Source organism: Streptomyces alanosinicus (assembly GCF_014650595.1).
GTDB lineage: Bacteria > Actinomycetota > Actinomycetes > Streptomycetales > Streptomycetaceae > Streptomyces > Streptomyces alanosinicus.
Genome location: NZ_BMVG01000028.1, coordinates 40,354 through 62,522, shown reverse-complemented (window position 1 = coordinate 62,522; position 22,169 = coordinate 40,354). Strand labels below are relative to the sequence as shown.

The window sequence follows — 22,169 nt, the reverse complement described above, 5'->3', positions numbered from 1 at the left end:
TACGCGCCCGCCTCGTACGCATCGAGCGGGAGCTGGCCATGGACCGCTCGCCGGGGGCCATGGCAGCAGTGCTCACCGACGGCCGGGAGATGCAGGCCCCGCACCTGGGGCTGATTGACGCTGCCTTCGAGCAGGTCGCCGCCGGGAAGCCGACACGGCTGATGCTCACCATGCCTCCGCGGCACGGCAAGAGCCGCCGCGCCGCCCGCTGGGCACCCCTGTGGTACTTGCGGCGCCGCCCGGAGCACCGGGTGATGATCGCCTCCTACTCCTCGGACCTCGCTGACGATCACGGCCGCTGGATCCGGGACGCGATCCTCACCCACGGACCACAGCTCGGCATCAGCCTGCGCGGCGGATCGACCGCGGCCAACCGCTTCGACCTGGCCGGCACTGAAGGCGGAGCCGTCGCAGCAGGCGTCGGCGGCGGTTTGACCGGCAAGGGCGCTCACCTGGCAGTGGTGGACGACCCCATCAAGGACGCCGCTGAAGCCGCCTCGCCGACCATGCGCAAGAGGCTGTGGGACTGGTGGCAGGCCGTCTTGCTCACACGCATCGAACCCGGCGGTTCGGTGATCTTGATTCAAACCCGCTGGGATGTCGATGACCTGGCGGGCCGCATCCTCGCCGAGGAAAGCGACCGATGGACCGTCATCGACCTCCCGGCCCTCGCTCTCTCGCAAGACGATGCTCTTGGCCGACAGCTCGGTGCGCCTTTGTGGCCAGAGCGGTACGACGCTGACGCCCTCGCCGAGATCCGGCGCTCTGTGGGCGAACGCGTGTGGTGGTCGCTGTACATGCAGCTACCCCGCCCGCAGGAAGGCGGCGTCTGGCAGTGGACATGGATCACGGAGAACCGGATCAGCCCGGCGCAGCTCCGCGGTACCGACCTGGCCCGCATCATCGTCGCTGTCGACCCGGCAGGCGGTGAGTCCGCTGTCGGTGACGAAACAGGGATCGTCGCAGCCGCCAGAGATCGCGACGGCCACCTCTACGTCCTTGACGACCGCTCCGGCAACCGCGGCGCGGACGCCTGGGGCCGCGAAGCATGCCTGCTCGCCATTCAGCTGCGTGCCGACGCCATCGTGGTGGAAAGCAACTTCGGCGGCGACATGAGCACGCAGATCCTTCACCAGGCGTGGCAGGAACTCCAGCGCGAGCAGCGCACGGAGAACATGCTGATGCCGGCCGTCCTGCCCGTTACCGCCAAGCAAGGCAAGCGATTGAGGGCGGAGCCGATCGCCCAGCTCTACGAGCAGGGGCGCGTCCACCACGTCGGTGAGTGGGCAACGCTGGAGCAGCAGATGGTCACCTGGGTCGCGGGCATGGACTCCCCGGACCGTATGGACGCTGCTGTCCACGGCCTCACACAGCTCGCCGACCCTGGGCAAGTCGGTACCGGTGCGACATCGTACGGCGACGGCCGTCTATCTGGCCGGCGGTGAGTGCGGGGTGGGTTTGGCCGCGCAGTTCACGTCGGCGCCCTGCGGTGACTCGTCTCGCGGGTGCGCTTCCTCGATCGCCTAGGGTGGAGAGGGCGCGGGGCCGACGTTACGGACCTGTCCTCATGGGCTTGCGTACCTTCCTGACCGACGCCTGGTCGTGGCTCAATTACAAACCGGTCATGTCCGGCACCCACGATGGGCGGCCTCACCGGTCCCTGGCACCAGAGCTTCACGCGACGTGGCTGCCTGATGAGGCCGTGCGTCGGCTCGCCGCGTACACGCTCCTGGCGGCGTACGACAACAACCAAGCCGGAGAGCTCGCTGCTCTTGCAGGGAACGAAGCAGCCGCCGAGCGGCGCGAGTTCGGTGATGCGTCCGCCTTCGTTGATACCGCAGTCGCACACCTGCTGGGGAAGTCGCAGCAGATCATCGTGCCCGGGGCCGAGCACGCCACGGACGATGACCCGACACCCGAAGCAGTGGCGGCCGCGGAGACTCAGCGGCGGCTGCGAGAGTGGGCGGAAGCCGAGCTTCTGCCGCTGCGCATGCAGGCCGCTGAGCGCAAGGCCGTGCTGTTGGGAGACGGCCTGTACCTGTTGGCCTGGGATCCGGACAAGAAGCGGGTGCGTCTCAAGACGTACGATCCGGGCTTCTACTTCCCCGTACTGGTGGACGACGCCGACCCCGGCGACTATCCACGGCGCGTGCACCTGGCGTGGGAGATCCCGGAAGATCCCAAGCGGGGCATCACGGCGCGGCTGCGGAGGATCACCTACGAGCTTGGCTCCATCGGCCCGGCTACACGCGGCCGTACAGGGGAAGATGGCCAGGCCAAGCGGCAGCCTGTGACGGATGGGGCGGGCGGGCTGGTCGTAGAGCCCGGCGATCGTTACAACCCCGACTCCCGAAAGATCGAGCGCACCTACCCGTGGGCACCCGCCCGGCCCTCCACCATTACGTGCTATCTGACGGACGCAGAGTGGTTCCTGGATGATCTCCGTCACGGCCAATCTCTCGATGAGCTACCCCTGAACAAGGCGCGGTTCCGCACCCGTGGGGACGGCGAGGTCCTTGACCGACTTGATCTGCGCCTAGACTTCATCCCTGTCGTGCACATCAGCAACACCGTGTCTGACGGCGAGCACTTTGGCCAGCCGACGCTTGCGAAGGTGATGCAGGCCCTGGACGAGCTGGCGGAGTCGGACACGGACTCTGCGCGCGCCTCCTCTACCACGGGTGCGCCCATCATCGGCCTGGCCGGAGCCCGCCCCGAGGTCGACCGCGTCACCGGCAGGCCCAAACCGCTCTCGGTCGAGCCAGGAACGATCTTCGCGCTCGCCGACGGCGGCCGCATGGACGTTCTGGACACGTCGCACCAGCTCGCCGAGCTGCGGGCGCGAGTCGAGGAGCTACGCGACCGGGCCGCCGTCAATGCCCGGCTTCCTGCCGTGAGCCTGGGAACAGTCGATCCCTCTGATGTTCCCAGCGGCTACGCGCTGCAGCTGTCCCTCGGCCCGCTGGACTCCCTCGTCGACTCGATGCGGCTGGCTCGCGCCCACAAGTACGCACTGCTGCTGAAGATGGTGCAGCGCGTCCACCAGGCAGGCCGGGCTGAGGGCTGGCCCACAGGTGCTCCGCTTCCGGCCAGGATTGTGTTCGGCCCGCACACTCCGACCGACCGCACCACGATCCTGGACGAGGTGATACGCGGTGTCACCGCCGGCGTCCTCTCGCTGGAGACCGGCATCCGCATGCTGCAGGACACCGGTTACCCCATCGAAGACGCCCGTGAAGAGATCATCCGGATCACAGAGCGCCAGACACGCCCCAATTCGACAGCCCAGAGTTCGGTTAGCCCTGCTTCTTCTTCGTCTTGAACCGTTCACGCTTCATCTCGGGCGCCAAGCGCAGCTCCTCCTCGGAGATCTTGGTCTTCTTCCCCCCGCCCCACTCGGTGAAGTATGTGCCTTCGCCACCTGGCACGTTGTCGATGCGAGTGATGAACATGCAATCGCCTGCAAAGTCGTTGAACTCAGGCCCGAGCCGCGTGCCCTCCCTTGGCGCGCGCCCCGAGGCAAGCCACTTGCCGTCCTCGGCGTAGATCACGGTCTCTTCTTCAGAAGCTGCCGTGCGAACACACGAATCCGTAGTGGAGCCCGGCACCGTGTACTCCCCGTCCGCAACCGACACTTCGAACCCAGTGAACGAGCCCTAGGCGAGCGACGCGCCAAGCTCCTTGCCGACCCCCTGAAGGTCACCGTCGATGGCGTAGTGACCACGGATCTGCACGAGAACTTGCAGGGCATCGAGCGGCAGATCGAACAGGTCCGCCAGGCCCCCCGCCCCCGACGGCGCCGACGAGGAAGAGGACGGGGACGAGTCGATAGCGGTGACATGGCTGACCGCCGCCCGCCGCTACCGATAACCCTCAGCTCTGAACGCATCGCCGCCTGGACAGCGTGAGCCGTCTTCAGAGAGTGGCGTCTTCACTCGTGACCTGTGCGGGAACGCCCACGAAGTGCGCCTTGATCAATTGGCGCGATTGCTCGGGCGACCGGGCGCTTGGTTTCTTCATACGTTTCGGATGTGACCACCAGCGGCCCGGATGTAGATCATCCCATGCGGGCCGTGCCTGTTTGTCAAAGCGGCCGGCTCCCGGATTGTGATTGCCAAAGCCGTCGACGACAGTGTTCCAGACAGGGCGATAGTGCCGGATCATGACGCGCTCCGCGAGGCTAACGAAGGCTTCGATCGCTACGAGGTAACGCGCGTGAAAGAACTGGATATCAAGATCGCTATCGAGCCGAGCGACTTGTTCTATGGAGTCCTTATGCTCTTCTAGACGATCAAAGAGGGCGCGCGTTGGAGCGTTCAGGTCTGTTGTGCCTTTGCGTTCCCCCTCGCGGCGAGCTTGGCCCACATAGATAGGGGTGCCCCCAAACGGTTCGGCGATCGGCGTGTAGAGCGGATGAGGGCCCGAGTAATAGATGGCGTAGACACCGGCGCCGAGGGTAGGCGCGATGGATGCCAGCGGTTCGATCGGGCGGCGCAGCAGTTGCGCCTCTACGCTGCGGCCGAGGTTTTCCAGGTCGAGAGGGTTGTACTCTTCGTGCCGCTGAGCACTATCCATCCAACTGGCGGGCTTGGGTTTTCTCCGTGGGGGAGCCGGGGGCGGTTCGGACTCAGCCCAGGAGGACAGGGTGCTTGGCGTGGTCATGAGGGCTCCGTGATGCGGGCAGCGTTCGACGACGAGTGTGGCCGTCGAGTGCTCGCGTGGCTACTCTTGGTGTACATCCACGCCGCCTGGGAGCGACTGTGGGGTCGAACTGGTTGACTATGCGTCCTCGTCGGATTCCTCGGCCTCATCGATAGGGCCGGGGGGCTCAGCCTCTGGCGCCGTCTCGAATGACTCCGCCCCGCGGTAGTAGTGCCAGGCGCTCGGATACTCGCGGGGGCTGTCGTCGTACATGATCACGTAACCCATCAGGGCGACGATTTGCCAGGAGTCTGGTATCTCCTTCGCGATCAGCCTGAAGACGGAGTCCGCCGTCATATTCGCTTCAGGGGTCGTCACCAATCGCTGCTTGAAGAGAGGCGACTTCTGATACCTGAAGTTGTACGGAAGGCCCGTCTTCACGTCGTCCAGCAACTTCTGAAGAGTTACGACACCTGGCGTGAGCCCATCGACCGTACGTTCCAGGTCGATGGGGAATAGCATGTCGAAGTGGTTGGCCTTGAGGACTGTGCTGTCACGATTCCGGCCAGGGTCCTTGTTGCCGAAGCCGTTGTTATTCCATGGGATCTGGCCAGCTTCTTTGTGGTGCGTGATAAGCAGTTGCTCCGGTGCGAGGGCGGAGAAGTCCTCCGCGACGTAGAGGCAAGAGAACTCCACGTCTCGCAGGGAGATGCCGCGACGTCCGCCGATCTTGCGGAGGTGCTGACGTAGCCTAACGGGTATCGATTTGTCCGCCTTGCCCACGTAGACGAACTCGCCATTGAGGTAGAGCTGGTAGACCCCGGGCTTCTCCTTGAGGTCGTCGATGCTGTCCTCGGCCAACGGAGCCCTGTCCAGTCCCTCAAGCGCGTCCGCGAGCTGATCGCCGAGGGCCTTGGTGATACTCAGGGTGAAGTCTCTGTGGTACTTGGCCCCGCCATCGGACTCGACTGCCGGCGTCATCCAAGCGTCCTTTCGCTCAAGTGATCACCGGCACCCTATCCGCGATCGGGAATGTGAGGAGAAATTTCTCGCCACACCCGCAACAAGATCGACAACTCCGCGGTATGCTTTCATCATGCCTGATCAGCTTGGAGAGCAAACTAAGGACCGCACCAGCGTCGAGCTGTTCGCGGGCGCTGGCGGCTTGGCGCTGGGTGTCCAGCGTGCGGGCTTCCGTCCGCTCCTCTATAACGAGTTCAACAAGCGAGCGGGCGAGACCCTGGAGGCCAACGGGGCCAAGCCCCGCGGCGACGAGGAAGGGATCCCCAAGCCCGGCGAGCCCTGTCCCTTGGTCGTGGGCGACGTCCGAGAGCTGTCCATGGAGTACCTGCGTGACGCCGAGGTCGACGTCCTCGCGGGCGGTCCGCCCTGTCAGCCCTTCAGCCTCGGGGGCGCCCACAAGGGTACCGAGGACTCGCGCAACATGTTCCCCGAGATGTTCAGGGCGGTTCGGCAGATCAGACCCAAGGCCGTGATCTGCGAGAACGTCCGTGGCTTGCTTCGCCCCTCGTTCAAGCGGTACTTCGATTACATCCAGCGGGAGCTGGAATTGCCTTTCGAGGAACGCGCGGACGGGGCGTCATGGGAAGAGCACGACAAGATCCTGAAGCGACGCCGGGAGGAAAAGCCTCGCGACCCGTCCGAGAGGTACGAGGTCATCATGACCCCGGTGAACGCCGCTGACTACGGCGTGCCGCAGATCAGACACCGGGTCATCCTCGTCGCGTTCCGGGCGGACTTGAACGTCGATATCGAGGCCTTCAAGAGGGCCGTGCGCCCCCAGTACTCGGAAGAGGCACTGATCCGCTCCATGCTGGACGGGTCCTACTGGAAGCGCCATCGAGCCATCCGGGAAGTGCCGGACCACGTTGCGGAACGCGTCCACGCGCGGCTGCCGCAGCAGGAGCTGCCGCAGGACGAGGACGGCGAGAAGAAGCCCTGGCGGACCCTTCGCGACGCGATCGCCGGAATCGATGGGAACAGGCCCCTACCCCCCGTCCCCGAGGAGCTCTTCGATCGCAAGGAGCACTACTTGGGGGGCTTTACCTACCACATCGGCTGGCCCGGTGCCCGTATCTACGACGGCCACACGCCCAACGAGCTGGACAGGCCGGCGAAGACCGTCAAGGCCGGCGTGCACGGTGTACCCGGTGGGGAATCGGTCATGCTCCTGGACGACAAAGAGCCGGACCCCGAAGCCCCTAACGGCTGGAAGTACAAGCACCGCTACATGACCGTTCGAGAGACCGCTCGCGTCATGACATTCCCGGATGACCACAAGCTGGAAGGTCCTCGCGGAGAGAAGATGCGGCAACTCGGCAACGCCGTCCCCGTTCTACTCGGCGAGGTCTTCGCCAAGGCCGTGGCCGCCGCCCTGGACGAGGCGGAGAGCCGTAGGTGACCGGTATGGCACCAACCGAGCCAAGCCGATGGAAGGACAAGCCGCCACCCGCCCGCGCGTGGAAGGGCCGAGAGGGAAGAAGCCGTGAGGCGCTGGCGGCCGAGCAGGACCGTGCCGCTAGTGGACGGCACCGACGCATGGTGGACCTGGGCGACGGCCGCTTCGCGCGCGCTTCCATCGAGCTGAAGGTCCTCCCCAAGACACGGCGCATCCGGGCTTATCTCCGGTGGTCCGACAAGGGCCGCTCACCAGCTGAGTATGTGGGCGAGGTCGCGCACGAGACACGTGGTGCCAACCTGGCTCAGGCATGGGAGATGGCGAGGGACGCCGGGCTTCTCGCCGAGGAGCCGCCGCCCGAGCGGTCATGGGCCACTTCGCCGGCCGTCCGGTCTGTGATGCGGGGTAACCGCAGCAGGGACACCAAACCAGAGATCCGGCTGCGCTCGCTCCTGCACCGGGCGGGCCTGCGCTATCGCGTGGGGATTAGGCCACTGCCTCAACTGCGCAGGACGGCCGACGTCGTCTTTCCCAAGGCGCGTGTCGCGGTCTTCGTCGATGGCTGCTTCTGGCACGGTTGCCCGGAGCACCACCGACCCGCCACGAAGAACATCGATTTCTGGCGCGAGAAGATCGAGGGAAACCGCAAGCGAGACGCAGAGACTGACAGCCTCCTGCGCCAAGCTGGCTGGACGGTCATCCGGGTTTGGGAACACGATGACCCAGTCGACGCGGCCAACCGGGTCATCGCGGTTCTCCGCCCTGAGCGCGCGACGGTTGAACGCCCAGACCTACAAACCATGCCCACCTAGTAGGTCCTCGACCGAGTCCTCAAAGCGGCGCAGCACGATCCGGCCGTCCCCGTCGCTGTAAGCGAGAACCGTGGACCCCGGGTTCAGGCCGGCCTCGGCCAACAGCCCCATGGGCAACTCAACGGTTCCGTCCGCTTGGACGGTTAGCTCTGTTGGTTCGCGGATCATACGGCTGAGTGTGCCACGCGGCCCTCTGCCACGGGCGACCACTTCGCCTCCAGCCTTCCTGACCTTGAGTCGTGGATCATAAGTGGCCTCTCGGGTCGGGAGTCGGCTCCACCGCTCCTGTTGTCTTTGAGGTCACGACTGCGCGTGTGTGCCCAGGGCGGATGGGGACGCGCCCAGGCACCACCGATGCCTGGGTAGTCTGGTCCTGCCCGAGCGGGGCGACCGGCGGAAGGGCCTTGTAGAGGCTTACGCGAGTGACCTTCGTATGAGCTCATCAGCCACCACATGGAGCCAACGCGAGAGCGACCTAACCCGTCTTCCTCGCAGCAGCACGCCTGCTTCGGCGTGTGACGAAGTGCCTCCAGGCGTGAGGTTGGCGGATCCGACGTACGCCAGATGTTCGTCCGCGAGCAAGACCTTGAAGTGGACACCTAGGCCAGCTTCGTCCCACGAGCAGATTTTGAGGCGACCACCGTTTGCGCCCGCGGCCTCAAGAAGAATGGACACAGAGTCGACATTGGCGTCGGAACGCTTTGGTGCCGAAACACCCAACGCCCTTGTGATCAGGACCGCGCGCCCTCCATTCGCCAAGAGATCGGCCAGAGCGGGCGCCAGCGCGGCGACGAAGGATGGGTGCAGATAAGGCGCGGCCATCACCAGTCGATCCTGGGCGCTCTCAGCGACCATGCGGAGCGTAGGCTCCGTATCGAGAGGGAGTCCCGGGCCGCCGTTGTCCCGGGACATCGTGCTCAGTGAATCACGCAAGAAGGTCGGAACGGTCAAGACCAGGTCCCAGTTGTCCTCGACTGACATCGCGACCATGGCGTGGGCTTGGGCGAGAAGCAATGGTGCCGACTCGGTAAGGTGTCCGTCTTCTCTGAGCACACCGGCGTGGACGAGGGCGTGGGGCACGAGGCGTTGATCCGTCACCGCGTGGGCGACCTGCTCAATCACTTTCGCTGCGGTGGCGCCGGCGGCCGCGAGGCTGGTCGCGGCCGCTGCGACGCGGACAGGGTCCGCCGCTTGCTGGAGAAGGGAGACGAGAGGTCTCAGTGGCTCCAGTACCCGCGCCACTGCGGCTCTTCCTTTCGTCCAGACTTGGCTGGTGTGCTCGCGGGGGAAGCGGACAGCGGGAGCGTGCCGAAGAGCAGGTTGCGGTCCAATACGGTGTTGAACCTCGCGCAAGCGACCTCGGAGATGTGAAGGCAGGCGGCGCACGCTCCACCAAAGTCCCGTCGACACGGGGGGTCGAAGACGCAACGGGTCTCCGCGTCCAACTCACGCAACGCGTCTTCGAGATCGAAGCGATAGACATGCTCCAGCCCGCCAAGGGTGAATTCGCTTCGAGTGTTCGCGTAGATCAGGTAGGCGCAATTCGCCGAGAAGAGGTACTCCGCCAGCGAATCGACATTGAGGCCGCACCTGCTGGCCATGGCCTTCATGGTGCGATGCGCCATCGAGTGGACAAGGCCGAGTAGCGCCCGGCTGATCGGGTTCTCGGGGGCGTTGAAGACATCGACTACTGGGTCGGCCACCGAGAAGATCCAACGTTGAGCGTCTTCCTGTGTACGCACGCCCGGATCCGCGACGAGACCGGAGTCGACGAGCCACTTCACCACGGCGAGTTTGTCCAGCTCGAACAGCAAGCCCTCGGTCTCCGTACGGACGCCATACATCGGGAACTTGCTGTCCCGGCCAGCGGGGAAGAAGCGGAACTGCTGCGTAGTCTGCGTTCCCCGACGGGTCGTCGCGACCGCCTTGCTGCTGATCCTGGTGTAGCCAGCGACGATGTAGGCGATCGGGAGCTCTCGCAGCAGGGTCACGTCGGCGAACCCGTAATGGGTGAAGAGCTTGCGGTACCGCCGGTAGATGGGCTCAAGCTCAGTTCCCTCGTCGCCGTCCAGCAGCTCCTGAGACGTCAGGGGCTTGGCGTCCCAGGCCAACCCAAGCTGACGGCACTCCTCACCGAACTCCTCAATCGTGTCTGGATCCCGTCCGAGGGAGTCGACCTGTGCGTCCCACGCGGGCGCGTCTCCCTCCTTCTTCTTGGCCTCAGCGATGAGTTGGTTATAGAGATCATCGCCCGCCTTCAGGCCGAGGGTCGCGGCCATCTCGCGTGCCTGTTCTACGGCGCCTCCCGTGGCGGTGGAGCCTCCTCCCCGTCGTAGTCCTTCCGCACCCTTGGGCAGGAGGCCAAGACTCTGAGCCACAGCTGCCGCGTACACGCGCTTGTGGGCCAGGGCCCCATAAGTGCCCCGAGTCGGCGGGTTGATGACGGTGATCTGCTGGGGGTAATAGACCGACGTCTGTGGCACACGCATCACCTGAGGGCGACCCTCGCGACAGGTAGAGCACCACTTGACGATCGGCTGGTCGGAGCGCCTTTGGCAACGACCGCACATCCAGTACCAGCGGTACGTGTTCAAGTCGCGGGTGTTGCAGAGCCGCATCGCGCCCTGGCAACCGGAGGCACATCGCGGCACCGAAAGCTCCTTCAGATGGCCACACTCATGCACCTCACCCCAGGAGAATTGGGCCATACCCCCGTGGCTGGACACCGAGCAGGCCGGCGCCGGGTCACTCGCTCGGACGGTCTTGAGGAGGCCACACGCACGGCAGATAAAGGTGTTGGGGAAACGCGTGGCGCGCAGGTCCTCCGCCTTCACGAGCCTGAACTGTCCGCGATCGATCGCGTGCAGTTCAGCTCCCGACCTTGAGCCACCCTTCGCCGCGGCGGCGAACGGCAGGAGGAGGCGAGTGAGTTGCGGAGCGACCCAGCCCTCGGGCACATCGAGGGCGGTCACCTGTCGGGGTGGCTGGCCGATGACCGATCCCTTGGAGGACCAGTTGTATGGCTGGCCGGGCATGTAGCGCCAGAGGGCTTGGATATTACTGCGACTGAGCTGTTCGAAGGCCATGACGGACTCTCTGGAGAGACGTGATTGAGAACGGCTGGTGCGGCACGCTGACTTGCGCGGCTGACTACAACTCGCCGTAGATGATCAGAGGTTCCTCGATATCCCGGAGAGACCGGGGCACAGACGGGTTCAGCAAGGTGGGCAGCCTGTCACCAGCTTCCGCCCGCAGCGGGACCGTAGTCAGATGTTCGTCCACCCAGGAATCGATGGCCTGCCGGTGCATGCGGTGGTAGATGCTGGTGTCGTCGATGCCGAAACCGTGACGCAGAAGTGAGACGAGCAGCTTCTTGTCGATAGCGCCGGCGTTCACGGCGTCACGGAAGGCCGTCGAGTCCGCCAACGAGCGTCGCTTCGGCGCTCCCGTGATCCAGGCACGGTCGAGCACCTGGAGCAGCCACGCCATCAATCCGCCTGGCAACACTCGCTTGAGTACGGGTACCGACTCGCGGTTGACGGGAACCTTGTGGACTAGGCGGTCCAGGTACCTGATCCACTCGGGGTAGTAGCGAAAGACGCTGGCATCGCGGTCGCGACTGGGGTTAATCACGTTCACGACCAGGCCCGGGTGTCGTCGCCCCACACGCGCGGACGCTTGGATGATCTCGGAGGCCTGAGTCGGGGTTCCCATGACGGCCATGACGCCGAGTCGTGAGACGTCGAATCCATGCCCGATCGCCTTCGTGGCAGCGATGATCTTGACACGTTCGGATTCGTCGTCAGGACGTTCAAGCAGCCGGGTAACCGCCCCTCGAATCGCCGATGGGCTGGCGTCGCCGTTGATGATCGCGAGGTTGTCCCGGCTGACTAGGAGGTCACTCACCGCCGGGTCCCGGGTGAAGCTCGTCAGGTCCTCATTGCGCAGACAGTAGGTGACCAGCACCTCGTAAAGGTCTTCGCCGGCCTTTCGAGCCTCCTCCACGATGTCGGGGTCGTTGGCGTCCAGGCCGGCTTCCGCGACGACGCTCTTGGGATTGGTGCACAGGTCACGTACCCAGTAGTCGTGGACGACGGCGACCTCTCGGGTGGCGGTGACCATCGTGCTCGCCCGGGAGCGCACGCCAAGGTAGCGGCGCAGTGGATCGCCAATCTCGGTGGTGGACCAGAATGTCTCCCCCGCCTCCGGACCATTGACGGGGAAGCGCCTCGCGTCCCGGTCGTAGAGGTGGCGCACCTGGTTCTTGTATCCCTCGATCGTCGCGGTGGCCGCAACGATCTGAAACGGATCGTTGTTCAGGTGCTCGCTGATCTTTTGGAGTAGTGACTCGTACATGCCGTCGAGAGCGCCAAGGCTCTCATCGAGCAAGTGGAGCTCGTCCGCGATCTCCAGGCGTACATGCCCGAATCCCTTCGGCACGGGGAGCCGGTTCTCACGGCATCCATACACCGCACACCAGTTGGGGTTGGAGGAGTATCCGTGCTTAGGGCAGACGGAGTGAGGCCGCCCGAGCAGGATCTGGAACGCCTGGTTTTGGCCAAGTTGTGCCAGTTTGTCTACAGTGCCCACAAGGACAGCGGGTGCCCGGCGATAGATATCGTCATCTACGCCCCATACCGGCAACACTCCCGAGAGCTGACAACCGTCGTTCTCGCAAATGTGACGCATGGTGTGGCTGGGATCGTCCCACCGCACCGCTAGCGGGCAGCCGCACAACGGGCAGTCGTCCAGCACCCGGCAGGCCTCCGCTGTCTCAGGTGACGTGGGGTCAGGCCCGTGATAGCTGTTGTTGCCGGGTTTGTACAGCTTGTTCGGTGTGTTGCCGCCACCAACGAAGTAACCGATGCCGAAGGCCCCCGTGTGGCGAATGCGTGGGTCTCGCTGCCGCAGGACCTCCGCGTGCAGCACCATCTTCGCGAATCGCTCTGTCTGCTGGAGGGCCAGCAGGCGCAGGGGGAAGCGAGCCCACACCTGAGTCCCGCGGGTGACGCCGGTGTACCTGCCGTAGAACAGAGTGACCAGCATCAAGCCGAGGTAGGCCTCTGACTTGCCACCACCTGTCTGGAACCAGACGATGTTGACCTCGCGGTGCTTCCTGGGGTCGACCATGCCGGGGAGGCAGCCGACGATCCAGGCGATCTGGAAAGGTCGCCAGGCCGTGTACTCGTTCTCCGCGGCAGCTTTGACCACCTTGTTCGCCGCCACGAAGGCGGCCAACACATCGGGGTTGGCGCGTAGGGTCTCGAGCCCAGCGCGTACCCAGCTGGCCTCCGCCCGGGCGGCCAGAGCGTCCTCCTCGGCCTCAGCGCGCGCCTCGTCGTTCCAACCGCGCGCCTTGTGGAGGGCATCGAGAGCGGACGCGCCCCAATTTCTCTCAACCCACACGTCGAGGAGATCCACGAGCCTCGCGACTGTTCCAATCGGATCCGCGATGAGCGAGTCGAAGGTGGTGTCAATAAGGATCTCTCGTCCGTCGGCGTCCTTGGACTTCGTCCTGGGATGCGCGCGCCAGGTCGGTTGTTCAGCCGCGAACTCCGTGCGCAAAATTGTACGTTCCCCGCGGGTCTCGCACGTGACCGGAGAGGCGTGTCCGAAGGCTGAGACCGTTCGCTCGTAACGATGCGACTGGGCTACCTGCTCCAGCTCGTACGGCACGACGGGCGCATCAACGGTCGCCGAGAGGATGACCTCGTAGAGGCGAGTATCCAGGTATGCCTCGTCGTAGGGCCGATTGCCGTCGACCAACTGATCACGCGGAGCGGGCGTGGTGTTCACGACGGCGACGAAGATCTCGTAGCAGCCATCTACGGGCCTCACCTCGACCTCGACAGCGGCCCGATGCTCAGGTGGAGTGAGGTGATCGGGAGCCAACAAGTTGTGAGCTCCGTAGGAGGCCCACGTTCGTTCGTCGATAAGGTCGTGATCGCGCGGCAGGGAACCAACGGGTGGGCCGGCCAGACGCTGCCGGTAGAGCTCCCGCTGCTGTCGTGCCGTCGCGGAGCGCATCGCCGTAGCGATCTCGCTTTCCCCCACCCGAACCGAACGCGCCTCGCCTGAGACCAGGGGAATCGTGACCTTGACCGGGGTCATCGAGATCTTCGTCCACACCTGAGCCAGCGGGTATCCCGGAGTCTGGCCGTTCCCAAAGGTGGACACTCGTGTTCGCGGCGCAGGAGCGGCGGCGGGGACACCGCGGGCGTGATCCGCCGCCGCAGAGCCAAGCTCGTCAGCGGCGTCGAAACCGTGGGTACTCGCCTCTGTTGCCATAGACGCGCGCTGTTCGTCGACCGTTGGGTGCAGCGCGAGGAAGGCGGACGCGCTGACTTCGACGGTCAGTTCGCTTGGCAACCTCTGTACGCGGAAGGTGAAACCTTGCGCGGGAGGGGTGATCTGGAGGCCGCGAAAACCGACGTTCGTCTCCTGGATCATCTTCGGCTCGCTCGCGAGCATGCCGAGCCACAGGCGCTTCTGAGGCTGGTCGGAGAGGCGGGTGCCGCTAGGGATTGAAGTGCCTACGGCCTGGCTGACCACGCGGCGCGAGAGGCTCGCGAGCAGGGCGTCGTATCGCTGGGCAGGCGTATTGGCCGGCGCGGACGCACGGCCATGAGGGAATGCCGACATGGCGAAGCTCCTGTGCTGTGAACGGTGGGCGTATAGCCGGTTGGCCCGTCCGGGGGGAGACCCCCTCGCGTGACCCTCATGTGGGTTAAGTCGAAGAAGAGCTAAGTGCGCAACTGCGTGGCTATTAGATGGCCGATACTCTAGCGCGACGCATTGGCCGGTGTAGGCCGAACAGGTTCAACCAGTGCCACTTTTAAGCCAGTTGAGTGACGATCTCACTCAAATGTTCGTGGGAGTAGGTGCCCCACCTCGTGCGTCGCGACGGTGCGCGGGCTGGATCGACCGCCCCGCCGGTATGCGCCGTCACGCTATCCAGCAGATCCGAGACGCGGAGCCCCAGGTTCACGTCGATCAGCGTCTCGTTGGGGCGCGGGTCGCTTCCGCTGATCTGGGAGGACAACCAGACTCCCGCCTTACGGTGCACGATCTGCAGCGTCTTCAACGCCCAGCCGACTCTCTCTGCCTGTGCGAGCAGACCCGGTTCTGCACGGCGATGGCGAACCGCCGTACATCGGCCGGATCCTGCGGGCCGTTGACCTCGCCTCTCACCCATGAGTCAATCGCCTACTCCGAGGTGATCGACGTGCCGTGCGTTCGGCGGAGAATGTCACAGTATGTCATTCCGGACCACGCGACGAGTCCTGCTCTGCGGTGCCAAAAATCGACTAGTGCTACAACACCGTTGCTTCATTTGTACGTAGACGATCATGCCAGGTGTATACAGCACATATACCGGCGCACTGTGGCAGCCGGAGTTCGCAGCCCGTGATGTTGGCCTGCGTAGACTCGACCACGGCGCGGGGCCATCTGGGAGCAGCACTCTTGAGGACTCGCAGCCTGCCCGCACCGACAGCTGTGCTCGGTTACCGCCGCGATGGTCGCCCCATCCACCCCGTACTCGGCGCCTCGCCGGACGACGACTCGAACAGCGACGAGGCGACCCTCAGCATCAGCCAGAAGCACCTGAGCACCCTCATGGCCAGGGAGAAGGACCAGGGCGGCCGGGCAGCAGTCCGCGGCCTTGTCGAAAAGCTGGGCTTCCCCAGCGCATCCGCTCTGGAAGAGTTCATCACCACCGTCCGCAAGGCGGAGCAGGAGCAGTTGACCGAGGCCGAGCGCCGCGAGCAGGCGCTCGCTGAACGGGAGAAAGCCGCCCTCGGCCGTGAGAACGCGGCTATCGCGCGGGAGCGGGAGGTGATGTGCCGCGCCCTGCTCGCCAGGGCCGGAGCGACCGGTCGTGACCTCGACGATGCTGTAGTCCTCCTACGCGTAGCCGACGACGCGGACGAGACCGCGTTCGACGAGGCGATCCAGGAGCTGAAGGGCCGTCGGCCCGAACTCTTCGCCCATCCCTCTCATCCGCTCCCAGCTGCTCCTGGTGGTGCTCCTGCATCGGTCCCGCCGCCGAGGCCCGGGAACGTCGAGCGCAAGCCCGGCGCCGCTGGCCTAGAGATGGCCCGCCGCCGAGGCCTGCTCACCAACCCCGGATAGCTCGACCACCGGAGCACCGAATCGTGGGGACCACGCCCCGCTTCCTCCCCGTGGACCGCGCCACCACTCGGTGAGTGCGCGACCGCACCCTGCACCACCTGGAGAGAAGCGGCTTGAGCATCCAGCCGTACACCACCTCTGTGACGGTCACCGCCAACCGGGATTGGCTCGCCTCCCGACACGGCACCGACTCCACGGAGACCATCACCCTCGACCTGACCAATCTCACCAAGAACACCCACTACCTTGAGCCGACCGCCGGCCAGCCGCACGGCTACGTTCGCTCCGGCGTCCCGGTCGGCCGCATCGCCGCCTCCGGCCTGTACGGCGCGTACGATCCGGCCGCGAAGGACGGCCGCGAAGTCCTCGCCGGCCTCGTCTACGCCGAGGCCCCGTTCACGCCCGGCACTACGAAGGTTCCCGCGGCGCTGTTCTGGCACGGGACCGTGAACACGGCGAAGATCCCCGGAGGCATCGACCCAGCGAAGATCGCCCCTAGCCCGGCGGGCGCGCAGATCCGGTTCCTTGGGGCGGTGAGCGCGTGAGCGTGGCCGACCTCCTGAAGAACGTCTCTGTCGCGGACCTGACCGTCTACGCACGGTCGATCCCGACCCCTGCGGACTTCCTGCTCACCCAGAGCGTCTTCGCCGAGACCAAGGTTCAGGACGTGAGGTGGCGTGTTCGGCAGTCGAAGCGTCGCGTCAACACCGCCTCCTACCGCGCTTACGACTCCAGCGTGCCGTTTGCGAAGCGGCAGGCTGAGTCCACGCAGACCGAAGGCACCCTGCCGGCGCTGGGCCAGAAGCTCCTCGTCGGCGAGATGGAACAGCTCCTCCTGGACGCGACGCGTGGTGCGGACGAGGACCGGTTGATCGACTTGCTCTATGACGACACCGAGCGGCACGTCGAGGCCATTCGTTCCCGCCTGGAGCTCGCGGCGGGTGACGTCCTGGTCGACGGCAAGTTCACCCTGGCCGGGGAGAACGGCCTCACGATCGAAGTCGACTACGGCGTGCCCGCGGCGAACATGCCGACGGCTCCGAAGCCGTGGAGCGACCCGGACGCGGACCCGATTGCTGACGAGTTGCGGTGGATCGACTACCTCGATTCCATCGGCGCACCAGCACCTGAAATGGTGATCACGTCCAGGAAGGCTTGGTCGCATCTGGCCTCCAACGGCGCCTACCGGGCGGCCTACTACGGCACGTCGGCCGGTGGTCAGACCCCGACCGCGACCCTGAATCCGGAGCAGGTCAACTCGGTGCGCGGCACATACGGGCTGCCGCCAGTGACGCTCTACAAGGCGCAGGTGTGGCAGGACGACGTGTCGAAGCGGGTCCTGCCGGAGGACCGGTGGATCATGCTGCCGCCGGACCGCGCGAAGTGGGGCCAGACCCAGTACGGCACCACGACCGAGTCGCTCGCTCTGTCGCGGGGCGCTAGCCCACAGATCGAGCGCGAGGACGCGCCGGGCATCGTGATCACCCGTGACGCCGAGGACGATCCGGTTCAGATCTGGACCAAGGGCGCTGCGGCCGCGATGCCTGTCCTGTACGCGCCGGACTGCCACATCACGGCGACTGTCCTGTGAGCGCCAGCGGCCCCGCTGGGGGCATCCTGGCCGCGACTGTCCACATCCTCGATCCTGTCGAGCGAGTACCGCTCGTACTTCAAGCCGGAACCAAGGTCACCGACCCCGTGATCGCCGAGCAGATAAACAACCCCCGATGCTGGCAGCCCGATGCACCCGACGTGCGCCGAACAAGCGCCCGGAAGCCGAAAGCCGCCCAGTAACCCTGCTCAGCGGTGGGGAGTAGCACGTGCTGCTCCCCACCGCCGTCTTTCCCCAGGAACACCGTGAACAGCGACGTACTGCACTGGCTCCACGCCCAGCTCGGCCCTGACATAGATGCGGCGAACCTTGTCAGCCGATACGAGCGTCTCGGATCCGCCCGAGCGGTCGCTCTCGAGGTACTGCACGAGCGGACCGCCGCACTTCTTGCGGATCCGTTGAAGGTCACCGTCAATGGCGTGGTGACGATCGACAACTCAGCCAACGTCTCTGCGTTGGAGAGACAGGCCGCCCGGATCAGTGCGGCGGAAGCTCCCGACGACCTATCCCCCATGCAAGGCGGCACTCTGATAGCCGTGCAGTTGCATACTCGTGCCCGCCGATAGCCCCGTCGGCCAGCATGATCGGGTCGAGTACCAGGCCCCCTTCCTCGCCTGAGACATCCACGTCAGAGACAACGCGGGACTGTGCAGGTCCGGCATCCCGCCTGGGCCTGCACCATGCGTCGCTCCCCGCCTACGATGGCCAACATCTCTTACAGCACAGCTCTGCTGAGCTGCCTCGACGGCCGACGGCGATCGGGCGCGGCGTTTCGCTGGCACGTGGACTACGAGAAATGCGACCGTGGTCGCCGCTCCTATGGCTCCCAGCTCGTGACCTCAGCCGCTCACGGACCTGACCGCCTCTCCCGCCTTGAAGGGAAGAAGCCGGCACGGTCGCCTTCTTGCAGGCCGAACCGGTGGGTGCGGGCCTGGGCGATGACGTCGTGGGGCGGGTCGCCGTTCTCGAAGATGATCACCTGTCCTGGGAAGGTGAGCATGTTCCGGTAGAAGTGATCGACGACGGTCGATGTCATCGGTACGTCGTCACCTGGGGCGTCGCCCTGGGGGTCGCTGTGGGGGCCGCGGTAGGTGACGACGGGCGAGTCGAGGACGACGAGCCCGGGGTGCGGCCGGTCGTGCTCACGGCAGTAGTGGGCCAGGGCCGTGGTGAATGCGGAGTGCAGCACGGAGCGGACGCCCTTGCCCCGAGAGGCCCGCAGTCGGTTACCTGCCCTGATCTCCATCTGGTACTGGTCGTACTCCGCGTACTCGACGGAAGGCACCTTCCACGCCTCCAGCGTGTGCTGGAGGACCTGGTCAAAGGCGGAGAGTGCCCGGTTCGGAATGTAGTCGGTGGGCCGGTGGGCGGGCGTTGCGGCTTCACCGTCCAGCTGCGACCGGCGTTCTTCCAGTTCCTCGATGCGCTGGTGAAGGTCCAGGTCGCGTTCGATGGCCGAGCGGACCTCAAGATGCTGGTCCATGTCCTCGCGCAGCGGGGCGAGCCGTCCCCGGGTGACGGAGATGTCCGCGTCGAGGCGAGCAGCGGATGCCTTCAGCTCCTCCCTGCGGCTGCTGAGCTCTTCGAGCTGACTGCGCAGGTCGCGCATGGTCGGCCGAAGGTCATCAAGGAGCGAGGTGGTCTTGGCCATCTCGGTCTCCACTGCGAGATGCAGCTGGGTCGTCTCGCGTTCGCTGTGGTCGGGGTGCTGGTGTTCGGGTTCGGCGCCGCAGAAGACGCAGGTGCCGACCTTGAAGAACCCCAGGAGGTTGCCGGCCTCGGTGACCATGACGAGCCGGTCGATGTCGGAGCGGTACTGCTGTTCCAGCAGGGTGAACCGGGACATGAGGTCGCCAACCTCGGCCAGGCGCGCTTCCATCCCGGCCAGCTCCTCCGTGACCGACATGCGTTCGGCCACGGAGTTCAGGTGCTGTTGGGTGATGGTCTCGACTGCGCGGGAGTAGCCGTCGATGGCTGTCTGCAGGCGCCGGTGCCGGTAGCGGAGTTCCTGGACGTTCTCGGAGGTGCTGAGCTTGTTCTGCAGGTCGACGATGATCCGGTCGAGGAGGCTGACCTGCCCTTTGTTGACGCGGCGCTGGCCGGCGTTCATGCCGGTGGTGACCTCGGCGTCGCCTTCTCCGGTCATCAGCAGCCGCATGACGGAGGCCGCCGCGGTTTTCCCGTTGGTCGAGGAGGAGTGCAGGACTGGGGAGCGTTTGTCGACCATGCGGTTCTCGGGAACGACCGAGAGGTGCACCAGGTCGCTCAGGCGCAGCTCGCGGGTGCCGCCTGCGTCGTTCGTACGGATGCGCAGGTCGTCCCATCCGAGGTTGCCGAGGAGGAACTGGGAGAGGCTGTTCTTGCTGCGCGCGGTGTGCTTGGCCGTGACGTCGAAGTCGGAGGGGCGGGTGACCTGTTCCCGCAAGTCGGCCCAGTGCACGTGGATGGTGTTGCCGTCCGGGACGCGCAGCAGGGTGAGCGGGGTACCGTCGTCGAGTTCGAGGCCGAGGAGGATCTGGCTGTATCCCTCGGCTTCAGAGACGAGGTCGAGCTTGCTGCCGCCGAGCATGTACTCGATGGACTCCGCGACGAACGATTTGCCGGTGTCCGAGGCCCCGTAGACGACGGTGAGGGACGGGTCGAAGTCCACTGTGGCGAGCGGCTTGGTCGCGGAGGCGTAGGTGAGATGTGTCAGACGCAGGTCAGCCATGGCCAGCCCCTTCGGATGCGGAGCCTGTTGCGGCGCGGTTGATGATCTGGTGGGTCACACTGCGGGCATGCGCCGCGGAGGCGTAGTGGCGGAGGGCCCACTCGGCGCGTTCGCGCAGAGATGCGACGTAAGGGGCTTCCAGCACTTCGATGAAGGTGGGGCCGGTTTCGGTGGCCGCGTACATGAGGCCGCCCTCGCTGCTGACGATGTCGGCCAGCCCGGCCCGGATCAGCACGAGAAGACCCTGTTCGAGGAGTTCTCGCTTCCTGCCGAGCTCGCCTTCCCGGGCCGGCAGGTCGGGGTGGAGGCTGCGCGGGCCGTCGAACTCGCCGCTGTGGAGTACGAGGTAGTCCAGCGCGACGAGCTGGGCGAGGTCCAAAGGCCGGGGGTGGCTCTCGGCCAGGAGGACAAGGGCGCGCACGCCAACCTCGAGTGGGCTGTTGAGCGGGGTCACTGCTCTCCCTCCCGGCACCAGATAAGGCGGTTGTCGTTTGCCAGGTGGTGACATATCCCCTTGCGGACCTCCGGTCCCACGTAGGGCTTGAGGATCGTCTCGGTCACTTCCACGGCGCCCGCGCAGATCGTGACGGCTGCGTGTCGTTCCCAGCCACTTGGGTGGGCCCGCTCCGCCTCCTCCACGACAATCGTGTAGATATCCTCTTTAACCTGGTCAAAATAGTCTGATGTGGTCGAGTCCCGCGCGAACACACGCACGGACTCCGCAGCGAAGAAGGCCACCCGCTGTCGCAGAAGATGCCCCTTGGCCTCGGCCACGTCGTCGACCTGCTCAAGACTGTTGATCTTGTCGGGGAACCGCTCCCGGTAGACCTCGACGAGGCGCTGCACATACCGCGCCTCGTCGTGCCGGGGCCGCTCGGGAGGAGTCAGCTTCATCGGCCCGCTCGCCGGCGGAGCCTGCGGGAAGCGCGCGAGCCAGTGAGGCGTGGTCATGTGCTCCTCGAGCAGCTGATCGAGATCGATGCACGAGAACATCCCGAAGTCAGTGCCTTCCGCCAGCCCCTCGACCTTCCGGCGCTCGTCAGCGTCGAGTTTGGTCACGAGCTTGTCCTTGGTCGTGGACAGGTCTTCCAGGAACTTTGCCTGGCACTCGGACGGCTTCGAGATGAGGCGCTTCAGGCTGGCAGCGAAGGTGAGAGCAACGAAGACGTAGCGGGTGGGGACGGTGAAGTGGCCGGCCGCAGCGGCCACGAACATCTTCCGCATCTCCTGGGCCGCAGTGGTCCAGGACAGATCCCTCTTGTACTGCTTGCACTGGTAGTTGTGCCATTCCCCCTCCAGCTTCGCCTGCGTCAGGAAGCCCGCCACGTCGATGCCGTGGTCCCCCGCGCCTCCCTGCCGTTCAACGAGGTCGTACTTCGCCCCCTGCGTCGGCACCCATTCCTTCACGAACTCCTCGAATTCGTCGGGGTCGTACAGGAAAGTGACCGTCTGCTTCGGCGTCGCCATCCTCGGCATGCTGAGCCTAGGCGGCAGCACTGTCAGTGCCCGCTGCTCTTCGCCCCCCGGCTGACCGTCATGCTGGCTCGTCACGCCATCCCCCCTTGCTGCGCTTGGCGATCTCAACAGATATCACCGGGACGCAGCCGCATCCAGACCCGAACAGCGGCGCCAGCTGCCGCATGGTCAGGTTCGTTCGCCAGTACGCCGCGACCAGCAGTGCCCGGTCCTCCAGCGGAAGGCTCCAGGGCCGGCCGCTGCGGACCGCGTCCGCACCCCGCCCCTCACACCGTCACCAGCTTCCCGAAGGCACGCGAGCTCAGCCCGGAGAGCGGGGCTGTCCAGGACGGCTCCGACGCCGTCATCACACCAGCCACACCAAGA

Annotated in this window: 19 protein-coding genes and 1 pseudogene; 8 read left to right on the top strand and 12 right to left on the bottom strand. The window is 65.5% G+C overall.

The window, feature by feature from the left end; all coding sequences use genetic code 11:
* The first annotated feature begins 38 nt into the window (after positions 1-38).
* On the top strand, positions 39-1,445 hold the full coding sequence (locus IE277_RS34850) for a terminase large subunit domain-containing protein (RefSeq protein ID WP_229882179.1): 1,407 nt from the start codon (positions 39-41) through the stop codon (positions 1,443-1,445).
* A gap of 128 nt (positions 1,446-1,573) precedes the next feature.
* A complete protein-coding gene (locus IE277_RS34845) occupies positions 1,574-3,322 on the top strand; it encodes a hypothetical protein (RefSeq protein ID WP_189957740.1) in 1,749 nt (582 codons plus the stop codon).
* On the opposite strand, the gene IE277_RS34840 is transcribed toward IE277_RS34845, so the two are convergent.
* The 3 genes from IE277_RS34840 to IE277_RS34830 form a co-directional block, all read right to left on the bottom strand.
* The gene (locus IE277_RS34840; protein ID WP_189957739.1) at positions 3,297-3,551 is read right to left on the bottom strand and encodes a hypothetical protein; all 255 of its coding nucleotides are present in this window, start codon (positions 3,549-3,551) and stop codon (positions 3,297-3,299) included. The two genes, IE277_RS34845 and IE277_RS34840, sit on opposite strands and share 26 nt — an antisense overlap.
* Before the next feature lie 364 nt (positions 3,552-3,915).
* A complete protein-coding gene (locus tag IE277_RS34835) occupies positions 3,916-4,662 on the bottom strand; it encodes an Eco29kI family restriction endonuclease (RefSeq protein ID WP_229882178.1) in 747 nt (248 codons plus the stop codon).
* 117 nt (positions 4,663-4,779) lie between these two features.
* Positions 4,780-5,622, bottom strand: a complete 843-nt coding sequence (locus IE277_RS34830; RefSeq protein ID WP_189957738.1) for a GIY-YIG nuclease family protein — start codon at positions 5,620-5,622, stop codon at positions 4,780-4,782.
* A 115-nt stretch (positions 5,623-5,737) separates the two neighbouring features.
* On the opposite strand from IE277_RS34830, the gene IE277_RS34825 reads away from it, so the two are divergent.
* Positions 5,738-7,063: a DNA cytosine methyltransferase gene (locus tag IE277_RS34825; RefSeq protein WP_189957737.1), complete on the top strand. Its 1,326-nt coding sequence runs from the start codon at positions 5,738-5,740 to the stop codon at positions 7,061-7,063.
* Between the two features lie 137 nt (positions 7,064-7,200).
* Positions 7,201-7,872 carry a very short patch repair endonuclease gene (locus IE277_RS34820; RefSeq protein WP_229882177.1) on the top strand — a complete coding sequence of 224 codons (672 nt, stop codon included), beginning with the start codon at positions 7,201-7,203 and terminating at the stop codon, positions 7,870-7,872.
* A 414-nt stretch (positions 7,873-8,286) separates the two neighbouring features.
* On the opposite strand, the gene IE277_RS34815 is transcribed toward IE277_RS34820, so the two are convergent.
* The 5 genes from IE277_RS34815 to IE277_RS50265 all read right to left on the bottom strand — a co-directional run bounded on the left by IE277_RS34815 (position 8,287) and on the right by IE277_RS50265 (position 15,075).
* Positions 8,287-9,114: a phospholipase D-like domain-containing protein gene (locus IE277_RS34815; protein ID WP_189957735.1), complete on the bottom strand. Its 828-nt coding sequence runs from the start codon at positions 9,112-9,114 to the stop codon at positions 8,287-8,289.
* Positions 9,090-10,958 carry a DUF8724 domain-containing protein gene (locus IE277_RS34810; protein WP_189957734.1) on the bottom strand — a complete coding sequence of 623 codons (1,869 nt, stop codon included), beginning with the start codon at positions 10,956-10,958 and terminating at the stop codon, positions 9,090-9,092. Before IE277_RS34810 ends, IE277_RS34815 begins: the two co-directional genes overlap by 25 nt.
* A gap of 64 nt (positions 10,959-11,022) precedes the next feature.
* Entirely contained in the window at positions 11,023-14,514 is a 3,492-nt protein-coding gene (locus IE277_RS34805; protein WP_189957733.1) for a P-loop NTPase family protein, read from the bottom strand.
* A gap of 193 nt (positions 14,515-14,707) precedes the next feature.
* Positions 14,708-14,956: a hypothetical protein gene (locus tag IE277_RS34800; RefSeq protein ID WP_189957732.1), complete on the bottom strand. Its 249-nt coding sequence runs from the start codon at positions 14,954-14,956 to the stop codon at positions 14,708-14,710.
* Positions 14,953-15,075, bottom strand: a complete 123-nt coding sequence (locus IE277_RS50265; RefSeq protein WP_506005350.1) for a DISARM anti-phage system protein DrmE domain-containing protein — start codon at positions 15,073-15,075, stop codon at positions 14,953-14,955. Before IE277_RS50265 ends, IE277_RS34800 begins: the two co-directional genes overlap by 4 nt.
* Before the next feature lie 261 nt (positions 15,076-15,336).
* Between IE277_RS50265 and IE277_RS34795 the strand changes: the two genes are divergently transcribed.
* The 4 genes from IE277_RS34795 (at position 15,337) to IE277_RS34780 (ending at position 18,183) form a co-directional block, all read left to right on the top strand.
* Entirely contained in the window at positions 15,337-16,005 is a 669-nt protein-coding gene (locus tag IE277_RS34795; RefSeq protein ID WP_189957731.1) for a hypothetical protein, read from the top strand.
* 74 nt (positions 16,006-16,079) lie between these two features.
* Positions 16,080-16,550: a head decoration protein gene (locus IE277_RS34790; protein ID WP_229882176.1), complete on the top strand. Its 471-nt coding sequence runs from the start codon at positions 16,080-16,082 to the stop codon at positions 16,548-16,550.
* The gene (locus tag IE277_RS34785; protein WP_189957730.1) at positions 16,547-17,596 is read left to right on the top strand and encodes a major capsid protein; all 1,050 of its coding nucleotides are present in this window, start codon (positions 16,547-16,549) and stop codon (positions 17,594-17,596) included. Before IE277_RS34790 ends, IE277_RS34785 begins: the two co-directional genes overlap by 4 nt.
* A 266-nt stretch (positions 17,597-17,862) precedes the next feature.
* Positions 17,863-18,183 carry a hypothetical protein gene (locus tag IE277_RS34780; RefSeq protein ID WP_189957729.1) on the top strand — a complete coding sequence of 107 codons (321 nt, stop codon included), beginning with the start codon at positions 17,863-17,865 and terminating at the stop codon, positions 18,181-18,183.
* 281 nt (positions 18,184-18,464) lie between these two features.
* Here the strand turns inward: IE277_RS34780 and IE277_RS34775 are convergent, their stop codons facing one another.
* From IE277_RS34775 to IE277_RS34760, 4 genes and pseudogenes are all read right to left on the bottom strand, one after another.
* A complete protein-coding gene (locus tag IE277_RS34775; protein WP_189957728.1) occupies positions 18,465-20,327 on the bottom strand; it encodes a coiled-coil domain-containing protein in 1,863 nt (620 codons plus the stop codon).
* Positions 20,320-20,781 carry an ABC-three component system middle component 2 gene (locus tag IE277_RS34770; protein ID WP_189957727.1) on the bottom strand — a complete coding sequence of 154 codons (462 nt, stop codon included), beginning with the start codon at positions 20,779-20,781 and terminating at the stop codon, positions 20,320-20,322. The genes IE277_RS34775 and IE277_RS34770 overlap by 8 nt, the downstream gene beginning before the upstream one ends.
* Positions 20,778-21,794, bottom strand: coding sequence for an ABC-three component system protein (locus IE277_RS34765; protein ID WP_229882175.1), 1,017 nt, complete (start codon positions 21,792-21,794; stop codon positions 20,778-20,780). The genes IE277_RS34770 and IE277_RS34765 overlap by 4 nt, the downstream gene beginning before the upstream one ends.
* A 148-nt stretch (positions 21,795-21,942) precedes the next feature.
* A pseudogene (locus IE277_RS34760) lies at positions 21,943-22,162 on the bottom strand (helix-turn-helix domain-containing protein); the annotation flags it as partial.
* Positions 22,163-22,169 lie beyond the last annotated feature (7 nt).

Coding starts and splice junctions, on each gene's coding strand:
- IE277_RS34810 (WP_189957734.1), bottom strand. CDS start 10,958: ATGGCCTTCGAACAGCTCAGTCGCAGTAATATCCAAGCCCTCTGGCGC.
- IE277_RS34830 (WP_189957738.1), bottom strand. CDS start 5,622: ATGACGCCGGCAGTCGAGTCCGATGGCGGGGCCAAGTACCACAGAGAC.
- IE277_RS34835 (WP_229882178.1), bottom strand. CDS start 4,662: ATGACCACGCCAAGCACCCTGTCCTCCTGGGCTGAGTCCGAACCGCCC.
- IE277_RS34765 (WP_229882175.1), bottom strand. CDS start 21,794: ATGGCGACGCCGAAGCAGACGGTCACTTTCCTGTACGACCCCGACGAA.
- IE277_RS34820 (WP_229882177.1), top strand. CDS start 7,201: ATGGTGGACCTGGGCGACGGCCGCTTCGCGCGCGCTTCCATCGAGCTG.
- IE277_RS34775 (WP_189957728.1), bottom strand. CDS start 20,327: ATGGCTGACCTGCGTCTGACACATCTCACCTACGCCTCCGCGACCAAG.
- IE277_RS34850 (WP_229882179.1), top strand. CDS start 39: ATGGACCGCTCGCCGGGGGCCATGGCAGCAGTGCTCACCGACGGCCGG.
- IE277_RS34805 (WP_189957733.1), bottom strand. CDS start 14,514: ATGTCGGCATTCCCTCATGGCCGTGCGTCCGCGCCGGCCAATACGCCT.
- IE277_RS34825 (WP_189957737.1), top strand. CDS start 5,738: ATGCCTGATCAGCTTGGAGAGCAAACTAAGGACCGCACCAGCGTCGAG.